This is a genomic window from Pseudomonas parafulva (assembly GCF_002021815.1).
GTDB classification, from domain to species: Bacteria; Pseudomonadota; Gammaproteobacteria; order Pseudomonadales; family Pseudomonadaceae; genus Aquipseudomonas; species Aquipseudomonas parafulva_B.
In genome coordinates, this window is sequence record NZ_CP019952.1 from 1,362,063 (window position 1) to 1,382,613 (window position 20,551).

At 62.2% G+C, this 20,551-nt stretch carries 21 protein-coding genes and 1 tRNA gene; 10 read left to right on the forward strand and 12 right to left on the reverse strand.

Annotation, left to right across the window (positions count from 1 at the left end):
- Nucleotides 1–5: 5 nt before the first annotated feature.
- The 3 genes from B2J77_RS06065 to B2J77_RS06075 all read left to right on the forward strand — a co-directional run bounded on the left by B2J77_RS06065 (nucleotide 6) and on the right by B2J77_RS06075 (nucleotide 2,944).
- Nucleotides 6–2,063 carry an LTA synthase family protein gene (locus tag B2J77_RS06065; protein ID WP_078478183.1) on the forward strand — a complete coding sequence of 686 codons (2,058 nt, stop codon included), beginning with the start codon at nucleotides 6–8 and terminating at the stop codon, nucleotides 2,061–2,063.
- 138 nt (nucleotides 2,064–2,201) lie between these two features.
- Nucleotides 2,202–2,438 carry a hypothetical protein gene (locus tag B2J77_RS06070; RefSeq protein ID WP_023535304.1) on the forward strand — a complete coding sequence of 79 codons (237 nt, stop codon included), beginning with the start codon at nucleotides 2,202–2,204 and terminating at the stop codon, nucleotides 2,436–2,438.
- 173 nt (nucleotides 2,439–2,611) lie between these two features.
- The gene (locus B2J77_RS06075; RefSeq protein ID WP_023535326.1) at nucleotides 2,612–2,944 is read left to right on the forward strand and encodes a ribonuclease E inhibitor RraB; all 333 of its coding nucleotides are present in this window, start codon (nucleotides 2,612–2,614) and stop codon (nucleotides 2,942–2,944) included.
- A gap of 30 nt (nucleotides 2,945–2,974) precedes the next feature.
- Here B2J77_RS06075 and B2J77_RS06080 read toward each other — a convergent pair whose 3' ends face one another.
- On the reverse strand, nucleotides 2,975–3,775 hold the full coding sequence (locus B2J77_RS06080) for a cytochrome c (protein ID WP_058639727.1): 801 nt from the start codon (nucleotides 3,773–3,775) through the stop codon (nucleotides 2,975–2,977).
- A 524-nt stretch (nucleotides 3,776–4,299) separates the two neighbouring features.
- On the opposite strand from B2J77_RS06080, the gene B2J77_RS06085 reads away from it, so the two are divergent.
- The gene (locus B2J77_RS06085) at nucleotides 4,300–5,031 is read left to right on the forward strand and encodes an amidotransferase (RefSeq protein WP_078478184.1); all 732 of its coding nucleotides are present in this window, start codon (nucleotides 4,300–4,302) and stop codon (nucleotides 5,029–5,031) included.
- A 34-nt stretch (nucleotides 5,032–5,065) separates the two neighbouring features.
- Here the strand turns inward: B2J77_RS06085 and B2J77_RS06090 are convergent, their stop codons facing one another.
- From B2J77_RS06090 to B2J77_RS06100, 3 genes are all read right to left on the reverse strand, one after another.
- Nucleotides 5,066–6,037 (reverse strand): magnesium and cobalt transport protein CorA, encoded by a 972-nt coding sequence (locus tag B2J77_RS06090; protein ID WP_078478185.1) that lies wholly within the window; start codon nucleotides 6,035–6,037, stop codon nucleotides 5,066–5,068.
- Nucleotides 6,038–6,105: 68 nt separating this feature from the next.
- Nucleotides 6,106–6,819: a lysophospholipid acyltransferase family protein gene (locus B2J77_RS06095; RefSeq protein WP_058605794.1), complete on the reverse strand. Its 714-nt coding sequence runs from the start codon at nucleotides 6,817–6,819 to the stop codon at nucleotides 6,106–6,108.
- 102 nt (nucleotides 6,820–6,921) lie between these two features.
- Nucleotides 6,922–7,611: a crotonase/enoyl-CoA hydratase family protein gene (locus B2J77_RS06100; RefSeq protein WP_058605793.1), complete on the reverse strand. Its 690-nt coding sequence runs from the start codon at nucleotides 7,609–7,611 to the stop codon at nucleotides 6,922–6,924.
- Between the two features lie 198 nt (nucleotides 7,612–7,809).
- Here B2J77_RS06100 and B2J77_RS06105 point away from each other — a divergent pair.
- Nucleotides 7,810–7,899 (forward strand) — tRNA-Ser (locus tag B2J77_RS06105).
- Nucleotides 7,900–8,233: 334 nt separating this feature from the next.
- Here B2J77_RS06105 and B2J77_RS06110 read toward each other — a convergent pair.
- Entirely contained in the window at nucleotides 8,234–10,366 is a 2,133-nt protein-coding gene (locus B2J77_RS06110) for a TonB-dependent siderophore receptor (RefSeq protein ID WP_078478186.1), read from the reverse strand.
- A gap of 138 nt (nucleotides 10,367–10,504) precedes the next feature.
- Complete coding sequence (locus tag B2J77_RS06115; RefSeq protein WP_058605791.1) at nucleotides 10,505–11,695, reverse strand: MFS transporter; 1,191 nt, start codon at nucleotides 11,693–11,695, stop codon at nucleotides 10,505–10,507.
- A gap of 106 nt (nucleotides 11,696–11,801) precedes the next feature.
- On the opposite strand from B2J77_RS06115, the gene B2J77_RS06120 reads away from it, so the two are divergent.
- Complete coding sequence (locus B2J77_RS06120) at nucleotides 11,802–12,692, forward strand: LysR family transcriptional regulator (RefSeq protein WP_078478187.1); 891 nt, start codon at nucleotides 11,802–11,804, stop codon at nucleotides 12,690–12,692.
- On the opposite strand, the gene B2J77_RS06125 is transcribed toward B2J77_RS06120, so the two are convergent.
- Complete coding sequence (locus tag B2J77_RS06125) at nucleotides 12,689–13,159, reverse strand: GreA/GreB family elongation factor (RefSeq protein ID WP_078478188.1); 471 nt, start codon at nucleotides 13,157–13,159, stop codon at nucleotides 12,689–12,691. The two genes, B2J77_RS06120 and B2J77_RS06125, sit on opposite strands and share 4 nt — an antisense overlap.
- Before the next feature lie 2 nt (nucleotides 13,160–13,161).
- Nucleotides 13,162–13,560, reverse strand: coding sequence for a hypothetical protein (locus B2J77_RS06130; protein ID WP_078478189.1), 399 nt, complete (start codon nucleotides 13,558–13,560; stop codon nucleotides 13,162–13,164).
- Between the two features lie 129 nt (nucleotides 13,561–13,689).
- Here B2J77_RS06130 and earP point away from each other — a divergent pair, with 129 nt between their 5' ends.
- Nucleotides 13,690–14,823, forward strand: coding sequence for an elongation factor P maturation arginine rhamnosyltransferase EarP (earP, locus tag B2J77_RS06135; RefSeq protein WP_078478190.1), 1,134 nt, complete (start codon nucleotides 13,690–13,692; stop codon nucleotides 14,821–14,823).
- Nucleotides 14,824–14,871: 48 nt separating this feature from the next.
- Entirely contained in the window at nucleotides 14,872–15,441 is a 570-nt protein-coding gene (gene efp / locus B2J77_RS06140) for an elongation factor P (protein ID WP_058639829.1), read from the forward strand.
- Between the two features lie 140 nt (nucleotides 15,442–15,581).
- Here efp and B2J77_RS06145 read toward each other — a convergent pair whose 3' ends face one another.
- The gene (locus B2J77_RS06145; protein WP_058639828.1) at nucleotides 15,582–16,037 is read right to left on the reverse strand and encodes a MarR family winged helix-turn-helix transcriptional regulator; all 456 of its coding nucleotides are present in this window, start codon (nucleotides 16,035–16,037) and stop codon (nucleotides 15,582–15,584) included.
- Nucleotides 16,038–16,093: 56 nt separating this feature from the next.
- Nucleotides 16,094–17,047 (reverse strand): LysR family transcriptional regulator, encoded by a 954-nt coding sequence (locus tag B2J77_RS06150; RefSeq protein WP_058639827.1) that lies wholly within the window; start codon nucleotides 17,045–17,047, stop codon nucleotides 16,094–16,096.
- A 114-nt stretch (nucleotides 17,048–17,161) separates the two neighbouring features.
- Here B2J77_RS06150 and B2J77_RS06155 point away from each other — a divergent pair, with 114 nt between their 5' ends.
- The gene (locus B2J77_RS06155; protein ID WP_058639826.1) at nucleotides 17,162–17,911 is read left to right on the forward strand and encodes a sulfite exporter TauE/SafE family protein; all 750 of its coding nucleotides are present in this window, start codon (nucleotides 17,162–17,164) and stop codon (nucleotides 17,909–17,911) included.
- Between the two features lie 11 nt (nucleotides 17,912–17,922).
- On the opposite strand, the gene B2J77_RS06160 is transcribed toward B2J77_RS06155, so the two are convergent.
- On the reverse strand, nucleotides 17,923–18,774 hold the full coding sequence (locus B2J77_RS06160; protein ID WP_023535366.1) for a LysR substrate-binding domain-containing protein: 852 nt from the start codon (nucleotides 18,772–18,774) through the stop codon (nucleotides 17,923–17,925).
- Between the two features lie 97 nt (nucleotides 18,775–18,871).
- Here B2J77_RS06160 and B2J77_RS06165 point away from each other — a divergent pair, with 97 nt between their 5' ends.
- The gene (locus B2J77_RS06165; protein ID WP_078478191.1) at nucleotides 18,872–19,090 is read left to right on the forward strand and encodes a DUF1127 domain-containing protein; all 219 of its coding nucleotides are present in this window, start codon (nucleotides 18,872–18,874) and stop codon (nucleotides 19,088–19,090) included.
- 39 nt (nucleotides 19,091–19,129) lie between these two features.
- On the opposite strand, the gene B2J77_RS06170 is transcribed toward B2J77_RS06165, so the two are convergent.
- On the reverse strand, nucleotides 19,130–20,476 hold the full coding sequence (locus B2J77_RS06170; RefSeq protein WP_058639832.1) for a class II 3-deoxy-7-phosphoheptulonate synthase: 1,347 nt from the start codon (nucleotides 20,474–20,476) through the stop codon (nucleotides 19,130–19,132).
- Between the last annotated feature and the right edge of the window lie 75 nt (nucleotides 20,477–20,551).

The following is a 20,551-nucleotide window of genomic DNA, read 5'->3' on the forward strand; positions in this document are numbered from 1 at the left end:
TGTTCATGGCCAACCCGGACGCCTTGAAGCAATGGCGCGCGCGAGCGCCGTTCTCGCCGACCCTCAAATCCCACCTGGCCTATACGCTGCTCAGCGCGCTGGTCATCATGCTGATGCTCAGCCTCGTGCGCCTGGCACTGCTGGTCTACAACAGCGACATGGTTGGCGACACGCCAGCGGCCACGGTCGCCGAAGGGTTCGTCAACGGCCTGCGCTTCGACCTTCGGGTGGTGGTGTACATCAGCATTCCGCTGCTGCTGGCGCTGCTCAGCCCTTGGGCCATGGCCCGGCGGGGCGTATTCCGTTTCTGGCTGACGCTCACCGCCAGCGTGGTGATGTTCCTGGGCCTGATGGAACTGGACTTCTATCGCGAGTTCCACCAGCGCTTGAACGGCTTGGTGTTCCAGTACATCAAGGAAGACCCCAAGACCGTCATGAGCATGCTCTGGTACGGCTTCCCAGTGGTGCGCTACCTGCTGGCCTGGGTGCTCGGGACCTGGCTGCTCAGCCTGCTGTTCAAGGGTGTCGACCGGCTGACCAGGGGTATCGGCACCCAGCCGGTGGCCGCATGGTATTACCGTCTGGCGGTGTTCATGGTGATCCTGTTGGTGGCCGTGATCGCCGCCCGTGGCACCCTGCGTCAAGGCCCGCCCATGCGCTGGGGTGACGCGTTCACCACCGATTCGAACTTCGTCAACCAGTTGGGCCTCAACGGCACCCTGACCCTGATCGACGCCGCCAAGAGCCGCTTCGGCGAGGACCGCGCCAACATCTGGAGACCGGTGCTGGAGCAGAACCTGGCGACCCAGACTGTGCGCCAGCAACTGCTGACCACCCATGACACCCTGGTCGATGCCGACGAAGCGGCCGTGCGCCGCGACTTCCTGCCGCCGGCCGAGGGCACCCTGCCCATCAAGAACGTGGTGGTGATCCTGATGGAGAGCTTCGCGGGCCATTCGGTCGGCGCGCTGGGCAGCCCCAACAACATCACCCCTTACTTCGACAAGCTGGCTAAGGAAGGGCTGCTGTTCGACCGCTTCTTCTCCAACGGCACTCATACCCATCAGGGCATGTTCGCCACCATGGCGTGCTTCCCCAACCTGCCCGGCTTCGAGTACCTGATGCAGACGCCGGAGGGCGGTCACAAGCTGTCCGGGCTGCCGGCCTTGCTCAGCGCCCGCGACTACGATGACGTGTACGTCTACAACGGCGACTTCGCCTGGGACAACCAGTCCGGGTTCTTCGGCAACCAGGGCATGACCACCTTCATCGGCCGGCAGGACTTCGTCGACCCGGTGTTCTCCGACCCGACCTGGGGCGTGTCCGACCAGGACATGTTCGACCGCGGCAACCAGGAGCTGGCCAAGCACGATGGCAGCAAGCCGATCTATGCCTTGCTCCAGACCCTGTCCAACCACACGCCGTACGCCCTGCCCAAGGACCTGCCGGTGGAGAAGGTCACCGGGCAAGGCCGCCTGGATGAACACCTGACGGCCATGCGCTACTCGGACTGGGCCTTGGGCCAGTTCTTCGAGAAGGCGCGCAAGGAGCCCTATTTCAAGGACACCTTGTTCGTGATCGTGGGGGACCATGGTTTCGGCAACCATCAACAGGTCACCGAACTGGACCTGGGGCGGTTCAACGTACCGCTGCTGCTGATCGCCCCAGGCATCCAGGAGAAATTCGGTGCGGTCAACCACACCGTGGGCACCCAGGTCGATATCGTGCCGACTATCATGGGTCGCCTGGGCGGCCAGACGCGCCATCAGTGCTGGGGGCGCGACTTGCTCAACCTGCCTGAGGGCGACCCAGGCATCGGCATGATCAAGCCTTCGGGTAGCGAGCAGATCGTGGGGTTGGTACAGGGCGACCGTATCCTGATCGAGCCCAAGGACATGACCCCGCGCCTGTACCGCTATCAGCTGGGTCGCGAGTTCAAGGCCGAGCTCATCGAAAGCCCTGACCAGCCGCAGCTGCTCAAGCAGCTCGAAGCCTACATCCAGACGGCCACCAAGAGCTTGCTGGACAACACGGCAGGGGTGGTGCACGGCACGCCGAAGTAACCCTATTTACACCCCGACCCGAGCCGCTACCTAGCGGCTCAGGTCGACGGGTGTTCAACTTTCTGAACATTCCCCAAGGGCCAAGGTCATTTATTCAGGCATCGCATAAGGTGTCGTTTGATTGAGAGGGCTCGTTCGATGAAAGAGTGGGAAGTCATCTTTGCCGACCAGAAAGGCGCACCGACCTCGATTGTGCTGCAGGCCGAACATCGCCCCAGCGAGGAAGACGCTGCCCGTGCCATCCGCACGCGGTTGTTCCCGGTCATGGATGAGCTGGACCTCAACGATTTTCAGGATCGCGCGGTGTCCCCCACGGCGCGCTGGCTGAAAGAACACAGCGGCGTCACCATCACCAGCATTGAAGAGGCGCCCTGATTCACGGTTTGCGTAGCGTCCGCCTGGGCACTACGCTGCATGAAGGTGCCCGCCGGCTGCGCAGGCGGCACCGTTCCCACCCGCGTCTTGTATCAGCTCGAACTGCCCGACGATTTAGGGCAGGTGCCCTTGCACGGAAAGTCTATCCACTGCGTTATTCAGGAGGACGATTCATGAGCAGCCAACACGACGATATCAGCAGCAACGTCCTGCGCCAGATGAAGGCAGGTGGCTTCGATTTCACCCAGATCCACCCCATCGAGTTCTATGCCGTTTTTCCGGATGAAGCCGCTGCGCGCCGCGCAGCCGGGGAGTTTCGTGGCGAGTCGCTTAACGCTCAGGTAACCGAACTCGACGACGGTGCCTGGCACCTGGAACTCAGTAAAATCATGTTCGCCACCCACGGTGGCATTGGCGACTTCGAGGAGGCCTTCGAACAGGTTGTCACGCCTTATGGAGGCGAAGTGGAGGGGTGGGGGGTCAAGCACGAGCGCCTCACGGCCTAGGCCATTGGGCCGCCCTGCGGCCCGATTTTCTCAGGATTTGCGCGTGGCCATGTGCCGCAGGTAGGCCAACAGCGCATCGAGCTCCTGATCATTCAGCACGCTTGGGGCAAAGCCCGGCATTTTCGCCTGGGGCCATTGCCGCAAGCGTTGTGGGTCCCGAATCAGCATGCGCAGGTAACCCGGCTGGAAATACTCGGTCGGGTTGTGCGGCACATTCAAATCAGGCCCTACCTGCGCATCCCCTGCACCGTTCAGACGGTGGCAGGCCAGGCAGTTCTGCTGGAACAATGCAAAGCCTTGTCGCACGGGGCTGTCGCCCGGCAGGTCGGGGTCCGGCAGCAACGCCGGGAAGCGCTGCTCGACAGAGGCTAGCTTACGTATCGTGGAGATCTGAAAGGGCCATTGTTCGGGGCGAATGCCGCTCGCTTGCGGCGCCGTCCACACCAAATAAAACGGCCCTGCACTCGGTTTTCCCTTACCTAGGGGCGGCCAAGGGGCGGCTGGGTCTTCGACGGCTAGCCAGGCCTGCGCCGGGCCGGGTTGAAGCAGAGGGCCAGCGGGCATTTCTGCCGCAAAGCCATCGGCTGCAATGGCCTGCAGGTGGTCCTCAGGCTGCACACCGTTGAGCAGCGCCGCGAGGGGCACTGCGCGATAGCGCATGGGGCGCTTATAGGAAACGTCCTCACTAATGTCCACCGTCTTGGCTTGGGGATGTGCGAGCAACTGTTCGCTGCTCCACTGCTTTTGGCCAGTGCCAAGTTCAAGGTGCAGTTGGGCCGCCGACAGCGGCAGGCACGACAGCAAGGCTGCCAAGGCAATGCATGGGCGCATGGGATACTCCGGCCATCAGGGCCAGCAGGTTACCGCTATCCCGCCTGCTACCGCCACCACCCGCCTTAGCCGAACAGACGTGTCAGGTTTGGCACTATCAGCAACAGCGTGGTTGCGAAAAGAATGAGTCCAGCTTGGCGAAGTTTCGATTGTCTAAACATGGCGGACCGCCTTCTTGTTGTTATTCCTAAATACCCGTTGGCTTCCTTGTCACATGTCGGGTCGATCGCAATGGCCCCTACTGGCGCCGGCACGGCTTGCCTCATGAATGTGGACATACTGCAACAGTAGGGCGTACATCATTCAATATTGAGAACCCTTTGTTCTAACTGCCAGCGGCCTATAACATTTCGTTTTAAAGCATTAAGCCATCGCGCTGATAGGCTTCACCTAGACAGGTTGGGTGTTTTTGTGCCGTCTCAGCCCAAAGCGCACCGTTCGTCTGCGCGACCCTCTTGCTTGTACGTGCCTTTCGCGTCACGCTCTACAGCTGTTTTCCATCCATGTCGTTCAGGACTATCCCTATGTCGTTACGCATCTGCATCCTTGAAACCGATGTTCTGCGACCGGAATTGACGGCGCAGTACGAAGGCTACGGCAGGATGTTCGAGCAGCTCTTCGCCCGTCAGCCGATCACAGCACAGTTCAGTGTCTACAACGTCATGAACGGTGAATATCCCGCCGATGACCTTAAGTTCGATGCTTACCTTGTGACGGGCAGCAAGGCCGATTCGTTCGGTTCCGATCCCTGGATCCAGACGCTCAAGGCTTATCTGCTCAAGCTGTATGACCGGGGTGAGAAGCTGCTGGGTGTGTGTTTCGGTCACCAGCTGCTGGCGTTGACCTTGGGCGGCAAAGCGGAGCGAGCGGAGAAGGGCTGGGGCGTTGGCGTACACCGTTATTCACTGGCAGCGCGTGCACCATGGATGCAACCTCAAGTATCGGAGCTGACCTTGCTGATCAGTCACCAGGACCAGGTGACCGAATTGCCCAAAGGCGCCACGGTCATTGCGTCCAGTGATTTCTGCCCCAACGCCGCGTATTGCATCGGCGATCAGGTGCTGTGTTTCCAAGGCCACCCGGAGTTCGTACACGACTACTCCCGGGCCTTGCTCGACGCACGCCAGGCGCATCTAGGCGATGAGGTCTACCAGCAGGCCGTCGCCAGCCTCGCCACCGAACATCAGGGTGACGTGGTAGGCGAATGGATGTTGCGTTTCATCCAGCAACCGGCTAACAAGCACAACGCGGCCTGACAGGGCAGGGGTCGCCCGGTGACCCCTATCTTGGTTACAACCAGCCGGATTTCTTGAAGCTGGCGAACAGGCCTGTGCACCCGGCCGCGATCACCCCCAGGACTACGTAATAGCCGTAGTGCCAGCTCAGCTCGGGCATGTTCTGGAAGTTCATCCCGTAGATGCCGGCAATGGCAGTGGGGAAGGCCAGAATAGCCGCCCAGGCGGCGAACTTGCGCTGCACGATGCTCTGGCGAGACGCTTCGAGCAGCATGCCGATCTCGATGGTCTGGCTGGCAATGTCGCGAATCCCGGCCAGGTCTTCCATCTGCCGGGTCACGTGGATCTGGACGTCACGAAAGTACGGGCGCATGTTCTTGTCGATGAAGGGAAAGCTCAGGCGCTGCAGTTCTTCGCTCACTTCCACCATAGGCGCCACATAGCGGCGCAGGCGCAGCAGATCGCGCCGCAGGCTGTGCAGGCGACGGATGTCGGCTTCAAGCAGCGAACCGCCCAGCACGCTCTGCTCCAGCGCTTCGATCTCCCCGTGAATCGCCTCGCTTACAGGCTGGTAGTTTTCGTTAACGAAGTCCAACAGCGCATACAACACGAAGTCCTCCCCGTGTTCGAGCAGCAACGGCCGTGCTTCGCAGCGCTCGCGCACCAGGGCATAGGATTTGGAATGGCCATTGCGACAGGTAATCACGTAGCCAGTGCCGGCGAAGATGTGGGTTTCGATGAACTCCAGCCGACCCTGCTGGCGCACGGGTGAATAGGTGACGATGAACAAGGCGTCGCCGAAGGTTTCCAGCTTCGGCCGGCTGTGCTTCTCCAGGGCGTCTTCGATGGCCAGTTCGTGCAGGTTGAACTGGCGCTGCAGGTTGGCCAGTGCTTCGGCGTCGGGCTCCTCCAGCCCGATCCACACGAAGTGGCCCGGTTTGCGCGCCCACTCGCTGCCTTCATCGATACTGATGTTGGTGACCTTCCTACCGGCGCTGTATACCGCCGCTGCCACGACTCGCCCCATGACTGCCCGCTTTCTTGTGGTTGAACACGCCTTACAGCTTGGGCTGTAGCGGGCGCGAGAGCAACGGGTCAGGGCAGTTCGTTTTCCATCCGGTCGATGCACTGCTGCATTTGCGTGCGGCACTGCTCGATCAGCGCAGGCAGGTCTTGTTGCGTCATGCCGGTGGTAGCAATGGGGGGCAAGGAGCGCACGATCACCGTCCGGCGGCGCCAGCTGTTGAGGTCCAGCCGGTGTGCATAGCGGCTCACGCACACAGGTACGATGGGTACCCCGGCCTCGATGGCCATGTGGAATGCGCCTTTCTTGAACGCCAGTAGCTGTTCACCGGCGTTGCGTGTGCCTTCAGGGAATATCCAGATGGAGGTGTCGTTCTGCAGGACGCGGGTGGTCTTTTGCAACGCCTTGCGGGCCTGGTAGGCGTTCTTGCGGTCGACCAGCACGTTGCCGCCCAGCCAGAACAACTGCCCGAACAGCGGAATCCAGCCCAGGCTTTTCTTGCCGATGGCCACGGTGCGTTGCGGAACCACCTGGCCCAGGACGAACAGGTCGAAGTTGGATTGGTGGTTGGCGATGATGACGCAGCCAGGCGGCTGATCCCACAAAGGCCCCACCTGGGCCTGGACCTTCAGGCGCATCAGCCAGGTGGCCGGCACGCTGTAGAGCCGGGCGAACACGCGGCTGTTATCGGGGTTGAACGGGCGGCACAGGCCGATGATCAGCCCCACGGCGCCAACGGCGAGAAAATGCAGCGCCAGCAGGAACATGCGAAGAACGTAAAGCATGGTACGACTCACACCAGACAGTCGCCCGGCAGTGTACGACTGTGCACTGGCCGGGGCAAACCTTGGTGTAGGTTGAGTGGGCGATCTGTGCAGGTGATGGGGTCACCCCATGTGTTGCTGGTCTTGCTCGATAGCCTTGTCCAGGGCTTCGAGCAGGCCCTTGCGGACCTTGAGCTTGGTGTTCTTGTGGGCCAGCATGTTCAGCTGCTTGAGCGCTTGTGCTGCAGCCAAGGCGGTATCCATCAGTTGCTCGGCGGGCACGACCTTGTCCAGAAAGCCTGCATCCACCGCCCCGTGGGGGTCGAACACTTCGGCGTTGATCACCGAGCGGTGGAAGGCCGAGCGGCGCAGGCGGTCACGGGCCAGTTCGATGCCCGCGTGGTGCATGGTCATGCCGATCTGCACTTCGTTCAGGCACACCTTGTACGGGCCCTCGACGCCAATGCGGTAGTCGGCCGACAGCAGCAGGAACGCCCCTTTGGCCACGGCGTTGCCCGGGCAGGCCACCACCACTGGAAACGGGTGCGACAACAGACGGCGCGCCAGGGTGGAGCCTGCGGTGACCAACTCGATGGCTTCTTTGGGACCGCGGGTCATGACTTTCAGGTCGTAGCCGCCCGACAGAATGCCTGGCTGCCCAGTAATGATCACCACCGCCCGGGCCTCGAGGGCGCGATCAAGCGCTGCATTGAACGCATCGATGACCTCCGGCGAGATGGCATTGACCTTGCCATTGTTCAGGGTCAGGGTGGCGATGCCGTCTTCGGCATGGTAGGTGATCAGCTCGCTCATGGCAGAGTCCTTTTGTTGGCGTGGCGCTGACGTTACCCAGCGGCGCAGGCCAGGTAAAGCAGCAAGGCTGACCGGCCAGTCAGCCGCTGACGACGGCCGGATGCAAATGCATGAAAAAACTGAAAAAAATGCTTGCCAAAGGAAACGTCTTTCACTAAATTAGCGCACCTCGACAGGCCGTACGGCTTGAAGATAAACGGTGAAGTGTCCGAGTGGTCGAAGGAGCACGCCTGGAAAGTGTGTATACGAGAAATCGTATCAAGGGTTCAAATCCCTTCTTCACCGCCACATTCTACGAAGAGCCCCTGTGCTGAAAAGCATGGGGGCTTTTTGTTTTTGGGGTGGTAGTTGCTGCGGTTATTGGGGGTGTGTGAGGCACGGGGAGCAGCTTCGCAGCAGGCATTGCCGGGGCCGCGCTGCGGCCCATCGCGGCACAAGGCCGCTCCTACGCTGGATTCAATAGCCTTCGGGTGTGGTGCAGGGTCGTTAATACGCAGGTACAGCGTGAACTCAGGGGGCACGCGGTATCCCTGTAGGAGCGGCCTTGTGCCGCGATGGGCCGCGCCGCGGCCCCCGGCAATGCCTGCTGCGAAGCTAGTAATCCCACTCACCCCACTACAACTCAAAAACTCACCGAAGCCGATAACCGTGCCGTACGCGGCGCCCCCTGGAACAGGTAGTTATCCCCCAGATAATCCCCCACATCCCGCCAGTAACGTTTGTCGAAGACGTTGTCCACTGTCAGCCGCAGCGCCGTGTCATACCCCCCGACGCGCGTCTGGTAGCGCCCGCCCAGGTCGAACACGGTATACCCGCCCACCGCCACGTTGCCTGTATGGTCGGCGTACTTGCGGGCGCTGTAGCGGACCCCGCCCAAGAGCGCCAGCCCTGGCACCGGCAGGCTGTACTGCGCCTGCAGGGCTACCCGGAACCTTGGCACGTTGATGGCCTGATGCCCCTCACGCTCAGCGGTGCCGCTGCCCACCACCCGCGCACGAATGGCGGCCGCGCTGGCCTGCAATTGTAAGTTGGATGTCACCCGACCGCTGGCCCCGATTTCCAGCCCCGTGTTTTTCTGCTGGCCTTGCTGCACATAGGTGAAGACGCCGTCGCCGTCAGGGCGCGCGTACTGGTACGCCTGACGAATCTGGAACAACGCAGCGCTCACGCTCAGTGCCTCCCAGTCATGCTTGAGGCCCACTTCCAGCTGGCGCGAGAGGGTAGGGGCAAGGATCTGCGCAGCGTTTTGGGCAAACCAAGGTGCAGTGCCGCCCGCCGAAAGCCCTTTGGCATAACTGGCATAAAGGGTGGTGTCTGGCGCAGGTTTGTAGACCAGCGCTGCGTTGGGCAGCAGTTGATACTGGCGAGTGTGCCGCCCGGCAGTGCCGGTTTCGTCCCAGGTGCGTTCATCCAGACGCACTTCCCGGGCGCCCAGTATGGCTTGCCAGTGTTCATTGAACGTCACCCGGTCAGTGATGAAGAGCCCGTACTGGCGGCTGTCCAGGCGCCTTTCGCTGGCGCCGACGGGTTGATCTGAGGGGGGAAGGGCTGGCGCGACTTCGCCCAGGGTGCCGGTGCCGAGCCACACGTTGTAGTACGGGCGCAGGTCCAGTGTACGGCGCTGGGCGCTGGTGCCCAGGGTCAACGCGTGGCCTAGGCCCAGCGCATCGAAGCGCCCATCGAGCGTGGCCTGCGCTTCGTCGATACGCCGGGTGTCGTCGGGGCTGCGAAAATCATAGATGTCGTAGTCGCCGGCACTGCTGAAAAAGGCGCCTTCGCCCGACCCCCAGGCAAAGGCACTGTAGTCGTCGATCACCGCCTGGCTGCGTGAGGCGCTGACGGTGCCTGTCCAGGCCTCGCTGAAGCGGTACTCCAGGCGCCCGCCCAGGTTCAGCGAATCGGTTTGCACAGGCTTGGCCCACTGCTGGTAGGCCAGGCGGTCCTTGGGGTCCACGTCGTGAGGCAGGCGCGTGCCGCCCAGCAGCTGATAACCCGGTACCGAGCGTTGCTGGCGGTGCTGGTAATCGGCATCCAATTGCAAGGTGGCGTCCGGGCTGATCTGCCAGTCAAACGCCAGCGCCGCGAAATCACGCTGGCCGTCGGCATGCGCGACATAGGAACGGATGTCCTCATGCGCCAGGTTCACCCGCAGGCCAAACTGCTGCTGGTCGCCGAACCAGCCGCCGACGTCGGTGGCCAGGTAACGTTCGCCCTGCTCGTTGGTGGACACCGTGACCCGGCGCACGGGTTCGGCCCGCTTGGTTACATAGTTGACCAGACCGCCGGGCGCCGACACGCCGCTTTGCAGCCCCGACAGACCCTTGAGCAGTTCCACCTGCTGCTTGTTCTCCAGGGCCACGTTCTGCTCGCCGACAAGGGTGTGGCCGTTGAGGCGGTAGCTGCTGGCGGCGTTGAGCTCGAAGCCGCGCACGTTGAAGTTCTCGTAGTACCCGACCGGTGCGTAGCTTTCCCCCACCGAAGCGTCACCTTGCAGCACTTCGCTGAGCAGGCGTACCTGCCGATCTTCCAGCAAAGGCTGGCTGAAGACGCTGATCGATGCCGGGGTGTCAAGCAGGGGTGCAGCCTGAAAACTGCCCACGGCAGCTTCACGTGCCTGGTAGCCATCGTTGCCGTAGGTATCGGATACCTCAAGCGGGTCCAGTTGCACCCCTTGGGCTGCGAACGCCGCAGGGCATTGCAGGGCCAAGCCCAGGCTTAAAAGGCCAAGGGGCAAGCGAGGATGAGGCGGGGGCATGCGTGGGGCTCCTGAAGGCGCGGCACAGGCTGTGAAAAAGCCCGCATAGTATCAGTCGCTTCAGGTAATGGGCGCAGACAAAAGCCTTGGGGGCGTCTTAGGGCGGGGCTGCGCGCCAAGCAGCCCCCGTAGGCACGGCTACTGGCGCACCAAGGCTTCGGGTTTGGCTTTACGCGCGGCTACCCACCAAACGATCAACGCCAACGCACCAATCACCAGGCCTGCCAGCACGATGCCTGGCCAGCCCTGGCGCTGGAACAGTTGCGTGCCCAGCAGCGACCCCAGGGCGCCACCGATGAAATAGCATGTGATATAGCCCGCGTTCAGACGGGTCCGCGCTTCGGGGCGTAGGGCGATAACCGCGTTCTGGTTGCTCACATGCACCAGCTGCACGGCCAGGTCGAGCATCAGCACGCCCAGCAGCAAGGCCAGCAAGGACTGCTCGGCAAAGCCCAGCGGTACCCAGGACAGCAGCAAGACCACCAGCCCCACCGTGGTCCCCAGCGAGCCCTTGCCATGATCAGCCAGCCGCCCGGCCCAGTTGGCCGAAAGCGCCCCGGCCGCACCCGCCAGGCCGAACAGGCCGATCACCGCGTCGGAGTAGTGATAAGGCTCGTTGGCCAGCAGAAATGCCAGGGGCGTCCAGAACAGCGCGAACAGGCTGAACGCCAGCAGGCCCAGCAGCGAGCGCAGGCGCAGCACCGGCTCTTCGATGAACAGGCGGAACACGGAGCCAATCAGGGCCGGATACCGCAGGCCTGCATGGCTGTGATGCTCCGGCAGGCTACGGTGCAGGGCCAGGGCCGTGATACCCATCAGCACCGCAGCCAGCACGTAGATGCTGCGCCACCCGCCCAGTTCGGCCATGAAGCCTGCGGCCGTACGCGCCAGCAAGATGCCCAGCAACAGGCCGCTCATCAAGGTGCCGATGGCACGCCCCCGTTGATTGGGCTCGCTCAGCGAGGCGGCCATGGGCACCAGGATCTGCGCCACCACGGAAAACAACCCGGTCAACGTGGTGCCCAGTATCAACCAGGGCAGGCTGGGGGCACAGGCACTGATCACCAGGCCAAGCGTGGCGATCACGGTCATCACGGTGATCAGCCGGCGTTGTTCGAACAGATCGCCCAGCGGTGCCAGCAGCAACAGGCCGGCCCCGTAGCTGAGCTGCGCGGCAATCACGATGCTGCCGGCGCTGGCAGTGCTCAGGCCGAACTGCTGGGCGATGCTGTGCAGCAGGGGTTGAGCGTAGTAGTTGCTGGCCACGGCCAGGCCAGTGGCCGTGGCCATCAGCAGAATCAGGGCACGGCTGAGGGTTGGGGTGTGCATTGGGGTTCTCGTGACAGGCAGTGAAGTGGAAAAGATTATCGCCATCCGAGACGCATGACACCAATGTATAGTGCTCACGCCATTGATCGTGAAAGCAGATAGATCCATGAACCTCAAACAGCTCGAATACGCCTTGGCCGTGGCCGAGACCGGCAGTTTTACCCGTGCCGCCGAGCGCTGCCATGTGGTGCAGTCGGCCCTCAGTCATCAGGTGGCCAGGCTGGAAGGCCAGCTGGGCGTGAGCCTGTTCGAGCGCACCTCGCGCCGGGTGTGCCTGACCCCGGCAGGCGAGGCGTTCGTGCTCAGCGCCCGGCCAGCCGTGGAGGCAGCGCGACGCATCGCCGACGATGTGGCCGCCGCCTGTGGCCAGGTTCGCGGTCGACTGACCATTGGCGAAATCAGCTCGCTGACGGCCCTGGACCTGGTCGATCTGCTTGCCGATTTTCACGGGCACTATCCGGATGTGGACGTGCGTTGGCTCACGGCAAAGAGCGAACTGCTGGTCGCCGATGTGCTCGAACGCCGCCTGGATGTGGGTTTCATCGGCTTGTGGGAAGGCGAGGGCGTGCAGGGTGTGCAGCATCGCCTGCTGGCTCGGGAAGCACTCGTCGCCGTGCTTCCACCCACCCACCGCCTGGCCGGACACGGGCAACTGACACTCGCCGACCTGGTCCGGGAGGTGCTGGTGGATTTCCCGGAAGGCACGGGTGCACGTCGGCAGACCGACGAGGCTTTCCAGGCGGCAGGGCTGCACCGTCGGGTGCAGTTCGAGATCGGTCATGTGCAGCTGGTGGAGAAGTTCGTGCAGCGCGGCATGGCGATCGGCCTGGTGCCGGAGCGGGTGGCCCAGGGCTTTGACGGCGTGGCCGTGGTGCAACTGCTCGATGCGCCTGTGCGGCACCTGTACGCGATCTGGTCCGCCCATCCGACACCCGCCGCCCGGGCCTTTCTAGAGCTCATGGAGCAGCGCTTGGGGGCGATTGATGGCAGGCGCTAGATCACCTCGACGAGTGTCCAGCGTGTGGCGTTGAGACAGACCTCGTCGTCAATGTGCTTGCCCATCAGCTGTTGCCCCAAAGGTGAGCGCGGCGTGATCACCATGACAACTCCATCGCCCGTGCCGATTTTCAGCCCGGCCGCCTCTGGCCCGATGATCAGTCTGCGGCATTGGCCCTGTTCATCTTCCAAGGTGACCACCTGGCTCACCTGCACCCCTTGCTGAGGGTCGTAGTCGCGCAGCTTCAGTTGCCGGTGGGCGTGCAGTGCCTGGCGGATCTCGGCGCTGCGCCGGGCCTGGCCGGTGGCCAGGTAGGAGGCTTCCAGGCCCAGCGTGTCGTACTTGTTCTCGGCGATGTTTTCTTCGGCAGTCGCAGCTTCATAGGCGCTCTGCGCTGCCCGGGTTACCACATCCAGGTCGTGTTCAAGGGCCGTGATGATCTGCGCTATCAGGTGGGGCTTGTTCATGATCAGTAACAGAACTCCAGCACGTTGGCCTGGCTTTTGTCTGTGGGGGCCGTGCGATTCTGCTGCAACCAGAACTGGCACTTGGGGCTGTTGAGGTTGCGCGGATTGCCTTGGGCGGCTTCGGCAGCCTGTTCCAGTTGCTGCTTGCGCAGCATGTCCTTGTAACGCTCGAACATTTCGCCCTGGGCGTCCGGTGGCTGGGTGACGGTCGGGGGCGTAGTGGCGTGGGGGGCGTCTTGCGTGGTGGCTGACGCCGGTGCTTCGGCCGGGGTGGGCATAAGCTGGTCTGCAAGCCACAGGCTGGCAGCAATGGCCAGGGCGCCCAGCCATAGCCCCAGCGCAATGCTCAGTATCAGCGGCAAGGGTTTGAGTGTGATCGTCAATTCGCGGCGACGGGGCATGGTTGCTTCCTGGCAAGGTGGGCACTGGCGCATTGTTGCATGCAAGCCGGCCTTTTTTCGCCCACGGCTGTCTTTGGTGACAATTTATGCGCAGAATCCGCAGCTTTGGCACGGGTTAGGGAGCCCAGCATGACAGCCACTTGGGACATCTTTTGCAGCGTCGTGGACAACTACGGCGATATCGGTGTGACCTGGCGCCTGGCCCGGCAACTGGTGGCCGAGCACGAGGTGGCCGTACGCTTGTGGGTTGATGACCTCAATGCCTTCGTGCCCATGTGCCCTGGCGCAGATGCCACGGCGGCGCAGCAATGGCTGCGGGGTGTAGAGGTGCGTCAGTGGTCGCCTACCTGGGTGCCGGTGGAGCCGGGTGATGTGGTGATCGGCGCATTCGCCTGCCAACTGCCCGACGCTTTTGTCCAGGCCATGCGAGCGCGTAACCATCCGCCTGTGTGGCTGAACCTTGAATACCTGAGCGCCGAGCCTTGGGTGGAAGGTTGTCATGGGCTGCCATCACCGCAGCCAAACGGGCTGCGCAAGGTGTTTTTCTTTCCAGGCTTCACCGAAAAGACCGGTGGACTGCTTCGCGAGCATGACCTGCTGCCAAGGCGTGACGCCTTCGAGTCGTCCAACCGAGCGCGAGCAACGTTTCTAGAGGCCTTAGGGGTGGCGCCTGGGCAAGATGCGCTGTTGATCATGCTATTTGCCTACGAGAATCCGCAGCTTGCCAGCTGGTTGCAGGCGCTGGCCACCGACCCGCAGGCGTGCCATGTGCTGGTACCGCAAGGACGGAGCATCGCCGGGCTTGCGCAGTGGCTGGGGGTAACGCAGCTGGAGGCGGGCGATGTGCATGTGCGCGGGTCATTGACGGTGCAGGTGTTGCCTTTCGTCAGTCAGGACGACTTCGACCGGCTGTTGTGGAGCTGCGATTTCAACGCCGTACGGGGCGAAGATTCCTTCGTTCGCGCCCAGTGGGCCGCCAAGCCCATGCTTTGGCACATCTACGTGCAGGAAGAAAACGCTCACTGGGAAAAACTCGAGGCGTTCCTGGCGCTTTATCGACGTGGCTTGTCGGACGAGGTGCAAGCTGCCCTGCTCGGGCTGTGGCGCGCCTGGAACATGGACCAGGACATGGGGCAGGCCTGGCGCGCGGCCCGCGCATATTGGGCGCAATTGCAGCAGCATGCCCGCTGTTGGGCTGCTCAGCAGGCCGCTGGGCCGGACCTTGCCAAGGCGCTAGTACACTTTTGTGGAAATTCGCTATGATATGCGGCCTCGATTTTTATAAATCCATCCAGATTCGGATACTGCGTAATGAAAACTGGTAAAGAACTGAAACCCGGTACCGTCCTGCGGATCGACAACGACCCGTGGCTGGTTCAGAAAGCTGAGTTCACCAAGTCGGGCCGTAACAGCGCGATCATGAAGACCAAGCTCAAGAACCTGCTGACCGGCTACAAGACCGAAACCGTATACGGTGCGGACGACAAGCTGGACGACGTGATCCTGGACCGCAAGGAAGCCACGCTGTCGTTCATCAGCGGTGATTCATACAACTTCATGGACACCACCGACTACACCATGTACGAGCTGAACGCCGAGGACATCGAAGCCGTTCTGCCGTACATCGAAGAAGGCATGGAAGATGTCTGTGAAGCCGTCTTCTTCGAAGACCGCCTAGTCTCGGTAGAACTGCCGACCACCATCAGCCGTCAGGTCGTCTACACTGAGAACGCCGCGCGCGGTGACACCTCGGGTAAGGTGATGAAGCCTGCCAAGCTGAAGAACGGTACCGAGATCTCGGTGGCGGACTTCATTCAGATCGACGAGTGGATCGACATCGACACCCGCGACAACAGCTTCAAAGGTCGCTCCAAGAAGTAATGCTTCCTGGGTAGCCTGAAGCACCGCTACTGTCTGGTGCTTATTTGGGGCCGCAAAGCGGCCCCAACTGTTAATCCCACGCAAAACTGGGTTTTACAGCACCGCCTCTGCGCAGCGCCGCTCCAACCCAAGGTCCCCCCTCACAACGTCCTCTGCAAGCTCTCGCGCAGTGCCAGTAAATCTGCCTGCAGCTTTTGCAGCCCCTCATGGGTACGCCCACTGGCCTTGAGAATCAGCTGAGGCACTTCTTCAGCCTGCTTCTGCAACTTGCGCCCTTTGTCTGTCAGCTGCACCAGCACAACCCGCTCATCTTCACGGCTGCGGGTGCGCTTGAGCAGGCCTTCGCTTTCCAGGCGCTTGAGCAACGGTGTCAGTGAACCTGGGTCAGTGAGCAGGTGCTGGCTGATTTCGCCCACGGTCAAACCATCGTGCTCCCACAACACCAGCATCGCCAGGTATTGCGGGTAAGTCAGGTTGAGGGCCTGAAGCAAGGGCTTGTACACCTTCGTCATCAGTAACGAGGTGGAATGCAGCGCGAAGCAGACCTGGTTCTCCAGTAGCAGTTCGGCGCCAGAGGCTTTGTTATCGGCGTTCATGCAGGTCCTTGAATTCGTTGAATAAGAAACTAGCACGCTGATGGTGGGTACGCTTACTACCAGCGTAATTCACTGCGCAGTGCCAGATCCCACGGCGGGACTGGGCTAAAGCGGCTCTTGAGGAATTCGAGCAGCAATCGGCTGCGAGAGTTCGTTTCATGTTCAAGGCGAAGTGCATAAATGCCGCTCGTCTCCGGTTGGGGCAAGCCAGCGTCGCAAAAAAGCGCGATCAATTCCCCGCGCAGCAGGTATTCACTGGTCAGCCACGTCGGTAAATGGGCGATTCCCAGCCCGGCCAGGGCGCCGAACAGAAGTGTTTCGGCATTGTTGGCAACCATGCGCATGCGCGAGGGCCGGTACAGACGTGTCTGGCCGTCCACCTCGAATCTCCAGGCGAACGGGGGTGCCAGGCCGTCCCAGTCCAGGCCGTCATGCCCGGGCAATTGGCTGGGGCACTTGGGCAAGCCCCGTGCCGCCAGGTAGGCGGGGCTGGCGCAGGCGATGCGCACCATGTCGGCAAGGGGTGTCGCCACCAGGCGTGTATCGGCCAGCGGACCTGCCCGTAACACCAGGTCGACTTCCCCCAAATGGCTACCGTGCATGTCGACGAAGCTGTCGATCAAGCGCAACTGCACGTCAAGGCCAGGGTAGGCCACCAGAAAATCGGCGATCGCCGGTGCCAGATGACGACGCCCGAAGGCCGCCGGTGCATCCATGCGTATCAAGCCTTCCGGGGCATTGCTCAGCGACACCGCTTCAGCCCGGGCCAGGCGCAACTCATCGATGACATGCCTGGCGCGTTCGGCAAACGCATTGCCCGCAGGCGTTGGCCGCACGGCGTGGGTGCTGCGGCTGAACAGGCGGCTGCCGAGGGCTCGCTCCAGGTTGTCGATACGCCGGGCAACTGCTGAAGGCGTCAGCGGGTGACGCCGGGCCGCGCCGGAAAAGCTCCCGGTTTCCAGTACATCCAGAAACAAGCTCAGTTGATCGATCAATGCATCGGGGTTCATGGGCAAATTCGCTTATGCAGGAAACGCACAGCCATTGTGCGTGGCTGTGCGTTTCGCTGCCAGCGTGCAGCCGCTAGCATGACGATCCCTGTGCACGATAAAAGTAGAAGGCTGATGATCGAGTGGGTACTGTACGGCGTATTGGGTGTCGCCCTGGGAACCGTGGGTGGGCTTTTCGGCATCGGTGGCGGCCTGATTGCCATCCCGGCCCTTGGCGTTTTGTTCGGGCTTGACCAGCAATTGGCGCAGGGCACGGCGTTGGTCATGGTCGTGCCCAACGTGCTATTGGCGTTATGGCGCTATCACCAGCGCAATCGCATCGAGCTGCGGCATGCCTTGCCGCTGTCCTTGTGCAGCTTTGTGTTCGCGTGGTTGGGGTCGATCTGGGCGGTGGGGTTGGACGCGCATGCCATGCGCCTGGGCTTCGTGGGCTTTCTATTGGCGCTGGCGATCTGGAACGTGGCCAGGATGTTCATGAAAGTCAGCCCTGCCAGTACCGAGTTGCGTCATCCCTGGCCTTGGCTTGGCGTTCTCGGCAGCTTCGCCGGGACCATGGGCGGGTTGTTCGGCGTCGGTGGCGCGGTCGTCGCCACGCCCATATTGACCAGCGTGTTCGGTGCCACCCAGGTGGTGGCGCAAGGGTTGTCGCTGGCCCTGGCCGCGCCGAGTACGTTGGTTACCTTGGTGACCTACGCCGTGCACCACAGTGTGGACTGGGGCGTGGGTATCCCGCTTGCGGTAGGCGGGCTGTTGAGCATCAGCTGGGGCGTGAAGTTGGCCCACGCCTTACCGGAAAAGGCGCTGCGGGCGATGTTCTGCGTTTTCCTGGTGGCCTGCGCGGTCATGCTGGGTTTTGAACTGTAGCCCCAGGCGTGTCACTTGAACCCTTCGATGATGTACTGCGCCATGCAGTCGGTGATGGGGGAGGGTGACTGACCGCCACGTACCAGCATGACGTTGGCCAGCGGCAATTCAGGCAAGCCTTCGGCTTCGCCGAGTACCCGCAGATTGCCGCCAATCAGGCTCTGCAGCTGGGCGGTCACCGCCAAGCCTGCGGTGACCACGGCAAAAATCGCTGAGAGGCTGGGGCTTGTGTAGGCCACTCGGTAGTCGATGCCCTGGGTTTCCAGTGCGTTACAGGTCCAGGCGCGGCAGAAGCATTCGGTGTTGAACAATGCCAGTGGCATGGGGCGCTGCTCGTGCGGGCAGAAGCCCTCGGCCGCGGCCCATACCAGACGCTCCTGGCGTAGCAATTGGCCGATCTCGTTGCCGGGCTCGCGGGTGACGATGGTCAGGTCCAGGTCCTTGCGCAGCATCAGTTGGCGTGAGGTATCGCAGTGCACCTCCACCTGAACCAAGGGGTAGGCTTTGGCGAAGCTGGACAAGATGCTCGGCAGAAAACGCATGGCGTAGTCGTCCGGCGTACCGATACGCACCAGGCCCACCATGTGCGGCATGCGCAGCGTGTTGAAGACTTCGCCGTGCAGCTTGAGGATGCGCCGGGCATACCCCAGCAACACCTGACCTTCGGCGGTCAGGCGCACCTGCCGCCCCTCGCGCTCGAACAAGGGCCGCTGAAGGATATCTTCTTCCAGGCGCTTCATCTGCATGCTGACGGCCGATTGGGTGCGGTTGACCACTTCACCAGCTCGGGTGAAGCCACCTTGCTCGGCAATGGCAACGAAGGTGCGTAACACATCGGCGTCAAGGCTCTGGTACTGGGACATTGCATCAATCTCCGAAATGCATGGCATCAGAAACATTCGTTGGATTGATCTTAATCGGCGCGTGAGACTGAAGCCATCGATAACGGAGGGCTTCACGATGAAAGGTAAGATCAGCAGCGCAGAGGCTTCGGCCATTTCGTTCAGGCCGCTGTGGCGGGCGACCTGGGGGCGAGTGGCCCGGTGGTTGGAGCTGCACCGCCAGCGTCAGCAGCTTGCCAGCCTGAGCGATGCCATGCTTCACGACCTGGGTTTGAGCAGGGCCGATACTCATCAGGAAATCGAGCGGCACTTCTGGGACGACCCGCTGTGCAAGTGAGCCCAGCGGTGTCCTTGCCTGGCGTTTCGGGGCTGTCGTTTAGCGCCGCACCTGTTTCAATGTTTCAGCGATCAGGAACGCCAATTCCAGCGACTGGTCGGCGTTCATTCGCGGGTCGCAGTGGGTATGGTAGCGATCCGACAGGGCATCCTCGGTGATCGGGCGAGCCCCACCGATGCATTCGGTGACGTTCTGCCCGGTCATCTCGATATGAATACCGCCCGCATGGCTGCCTTCGGCCTGGTGCACCTGGAAGAACTGCTTCACCTCGTCCAGGATCTGGGCGAAGTCGCGGGTCTTGTAGCCGCTGCTGGCCTTGATGGTATTGCCGTGCATCGGGTCCGAACTCCATAGCACCTTGCGACCCTCGCGCTCGACCGTGCGGATCAGCCCCGGCAAATGGTCCCCGACCTTGCCCGCGCCCATGCGCACGATCAGGTTCAGGCGCCCTGGGTCGTTGCCGGGGTTGAGGATGTCGATCAGGCGGATGAGCGCCTCTGGGTCCATGCTCGGGCCCACCTTGACCCCTATCGGGTTGTGCACCCCACGCAAGAACTCCACGTGTGCGCCATCGAGCTGGCGGGTGCGATCGCCGATCCAGAGCATGTGCGCGGAGCAGTCGTAGTAGTCGCCGGTCAGGCTGTCCTGGCGCACGAAGGCCTGTTCGTAGTTCAGCAGCAGGGCTTCGTGGGCCGTGAAGAAGCTGGTCTCACGCAGCTGGGGTGCGCTGTCCAGGCCACAGGCGCGCATGAACGCCAGGGTTTCGTCGATGCGGTTGGCCAACTGGTGGTATTTGTCGGCCAGCGCCGAATTGGCGATGAAGTCCAGGTTCCACTTGTGCACCTGGTGCAGGTCGGCAAAGCCGCCTTGGGCAAAGGCGCGCAACAGGTTCAGGCTGGCCGTGGACTGGTGGTAGGCCTGCAGCAAGCGCTCTGGGTCGGGGATGCGGCTCTTGGCATCGAAGCCGATACCATTGACGATGTCGCCGCGGTAGGCGGGCAGGGTAACGCCCCCCAGGGTCTCATCACCGGCCGAGCGAGGCTTGGCGAATTGCCCGGCCATGCGCCCTACCTTGACCACGGGGCAACCGGCGGCAAAGGTCATGACGATGGCCATTTGCAGCAGCACCTTGAAGGTGTCGCGAATCTTGGCCGCGGAAAATTCCGCGAAGCTCTCGGCACAGTCGCCACCTTGCAGGAGAAACGCCCGGCCTTCGGTCACCTCGGCGAACTGGCGTCGCAACTCGCGGGCTTCGCCAGCGAACACCAACGGCGGGTAACTGGCCAGGGTTTGCTCGACCTTGTGCAGGTGCGCAGTGTCAGGGTAGACGGGTTGTTGCTGGATCGGCAGGGCACGCCAGCTGTCAGGGCTCCACGTTTGGGTCATTTCAGGCTCGGTCATGTAGGTTGCAGGCTGGCAGCCATGGTAACAGCTGGCACCGTGCTTGTTGCAGCACGGGCG

Excerpts from the sequence above, each read along its gene's own strand:
- B2J77_RS06070 (WP_023535304.1), top strand. The coding sequence starts at position 2,202 with ATGAAAGAGTGGGAAGTCATCTTTGCCGACCAGAAAGGCGCACCGACC.
- B2J77_RS06100 (WP_058605793.1), bottom strand. The coding sequence starts at position 7,611 with ATGAGCGAGCTGATCACCTACCATGCCGAAGACGGCATCGCCACCCTG.
- B2J77_RS06115 (WP_058605791.1), bottom strand. The coding sequence starts at position 11,695 with ATGCACACCCCAACCCTCAGCCGTGCCCTGATTCTGCTGATGGCCACG.
- B2J77_RS06120 (WP_078478187.1), top strand. The coding sequence starts at position 11,802 with ATGAACCTCAAACAGCTCGAATACGCCTTGGCCGTGGCCGAGACCGGC.
- B2J77_RS06160 (WP_023535366.1), bottom strand. The coding sequence starts at position 18,774 with ATGTCCCAGTACCAGAGCCTTGACGCCGATGTGTTACGCACCTTCGTT.
- B2J77_RS06130 (WP_078478189.1), bottom strand. The coding sequence starts at position 13,560 with ATGCCCCGTCGCCGCGAATTGACGATCACACTCAAACCCTTGCCGCTG.
- B2J77_RS06075 (WP_023535326.1), top strand. The coding sequence starts at position 2,612 with ATGAGCAGCCAACACGACGATATCAGCAGCAACGTCCTGCGCCAGATG.
- B2J77_RS06170 (WP_058639832.1), bottom strand. The coding sequence starts at position 20,476 with ATGACCCAAACGTGGAGCCCTGACAGCTGGCGTGCCCTGCCGATCCAG.
- B2J77_RS06085 (WP_078478184.1), top strand. The coding sequence starts at position 4,300 with ATGTCGTTACGCATCTGCATCCTTGAAACCGATGTTCTGCGACCGGAA.
- B2J77_RS06110 (WP_078478186.1), bottom strand. The coding sequence starts at position 10,366 with ATGCCCCCGCCTCATCCTCGCTTGCCCCTTGGCCTTTTAAGCCTGGGC.
- B2J77_RS06125 (WP_078478188.1), bottom strand. The coding sequence starts at position 13,159 with ATGAACAAGCCCCACCTGATAGCGCAGATCATCACGGCCCTTGAACAC.
- earP (WP_078478190.1), top strand. The coding sequence starts at position 13,690 with ATGACAGCCACTTGGGACATCTTTTGCAGCGTCGTGGACAACTACGGC.
- B2J77_RS06165 (WP_078478191.1), top strand. The coding sequence starts at position 18,872 with ATGAAAGGTAAGATCAGCAGCGCAGAGGCTTCGGCCATTTCGTTCAGG.
- B2J77_RS06145 (WP_058639828.1), bottom strand. The coding sequence starts at position 16,037 with ATGAACGCCGATAACAAAGCCTCTGGCGCCGAACTGCTACTGGAGAAC.
- B2J77_RS06095 (WP_058605794.1), bottom strand. The coding sequence starts at position 6,819 with ATGCTTTACGTTCTTCGCATGTTCCTGCTGGCGCTGCATTTTCTCGCC.
- B2J77_RS06090 (WP_078478185.1), bottom strand. The coding sequence starts at position 6,037 with ATGGGGCGAGTCGTGGCAGCGGCGGTATACAGCGCCGGTAGGAAGGTC.
- B2J77_RS06080 (WP_058639727.1), bottom strand. The coding sequence starts at position 3,775 with ATGCGCCCATGCATTGCCTTGGCAGCCTTGCTGTCGTGCCTGCCGCTG.
- efp (WP_058639829.1), top strand. The coding sequence starts at position 14,872 with ATGAAAACTGGTAAAGAACTGAAACCCGGTACCGTCCTGCGGATCGAC.
- B2J77_RS06155 (WP_058639826.1), top strand. The coding sequence starts at position 17,162 with ATGATCGAGTGGGTACTGTACGGCGTATTGGGTGTCGCCCTGGGAACC.
- B2J77_RS06065 (WP_078478183.1), top strand. The coding sequence starts at position 6 with ATGGCCAACCCGGACGCCTTGAAGCAATGGCGCGCGCGAGCGCCGTTC.
- B2J77_RS06150 (WP_058639827.1), bottom strand. The coding sequence starts at position 17,047 with ATGAACCCCGATGCATTGATCGATCAACTGAGCTTGTTTCTGGATGTA.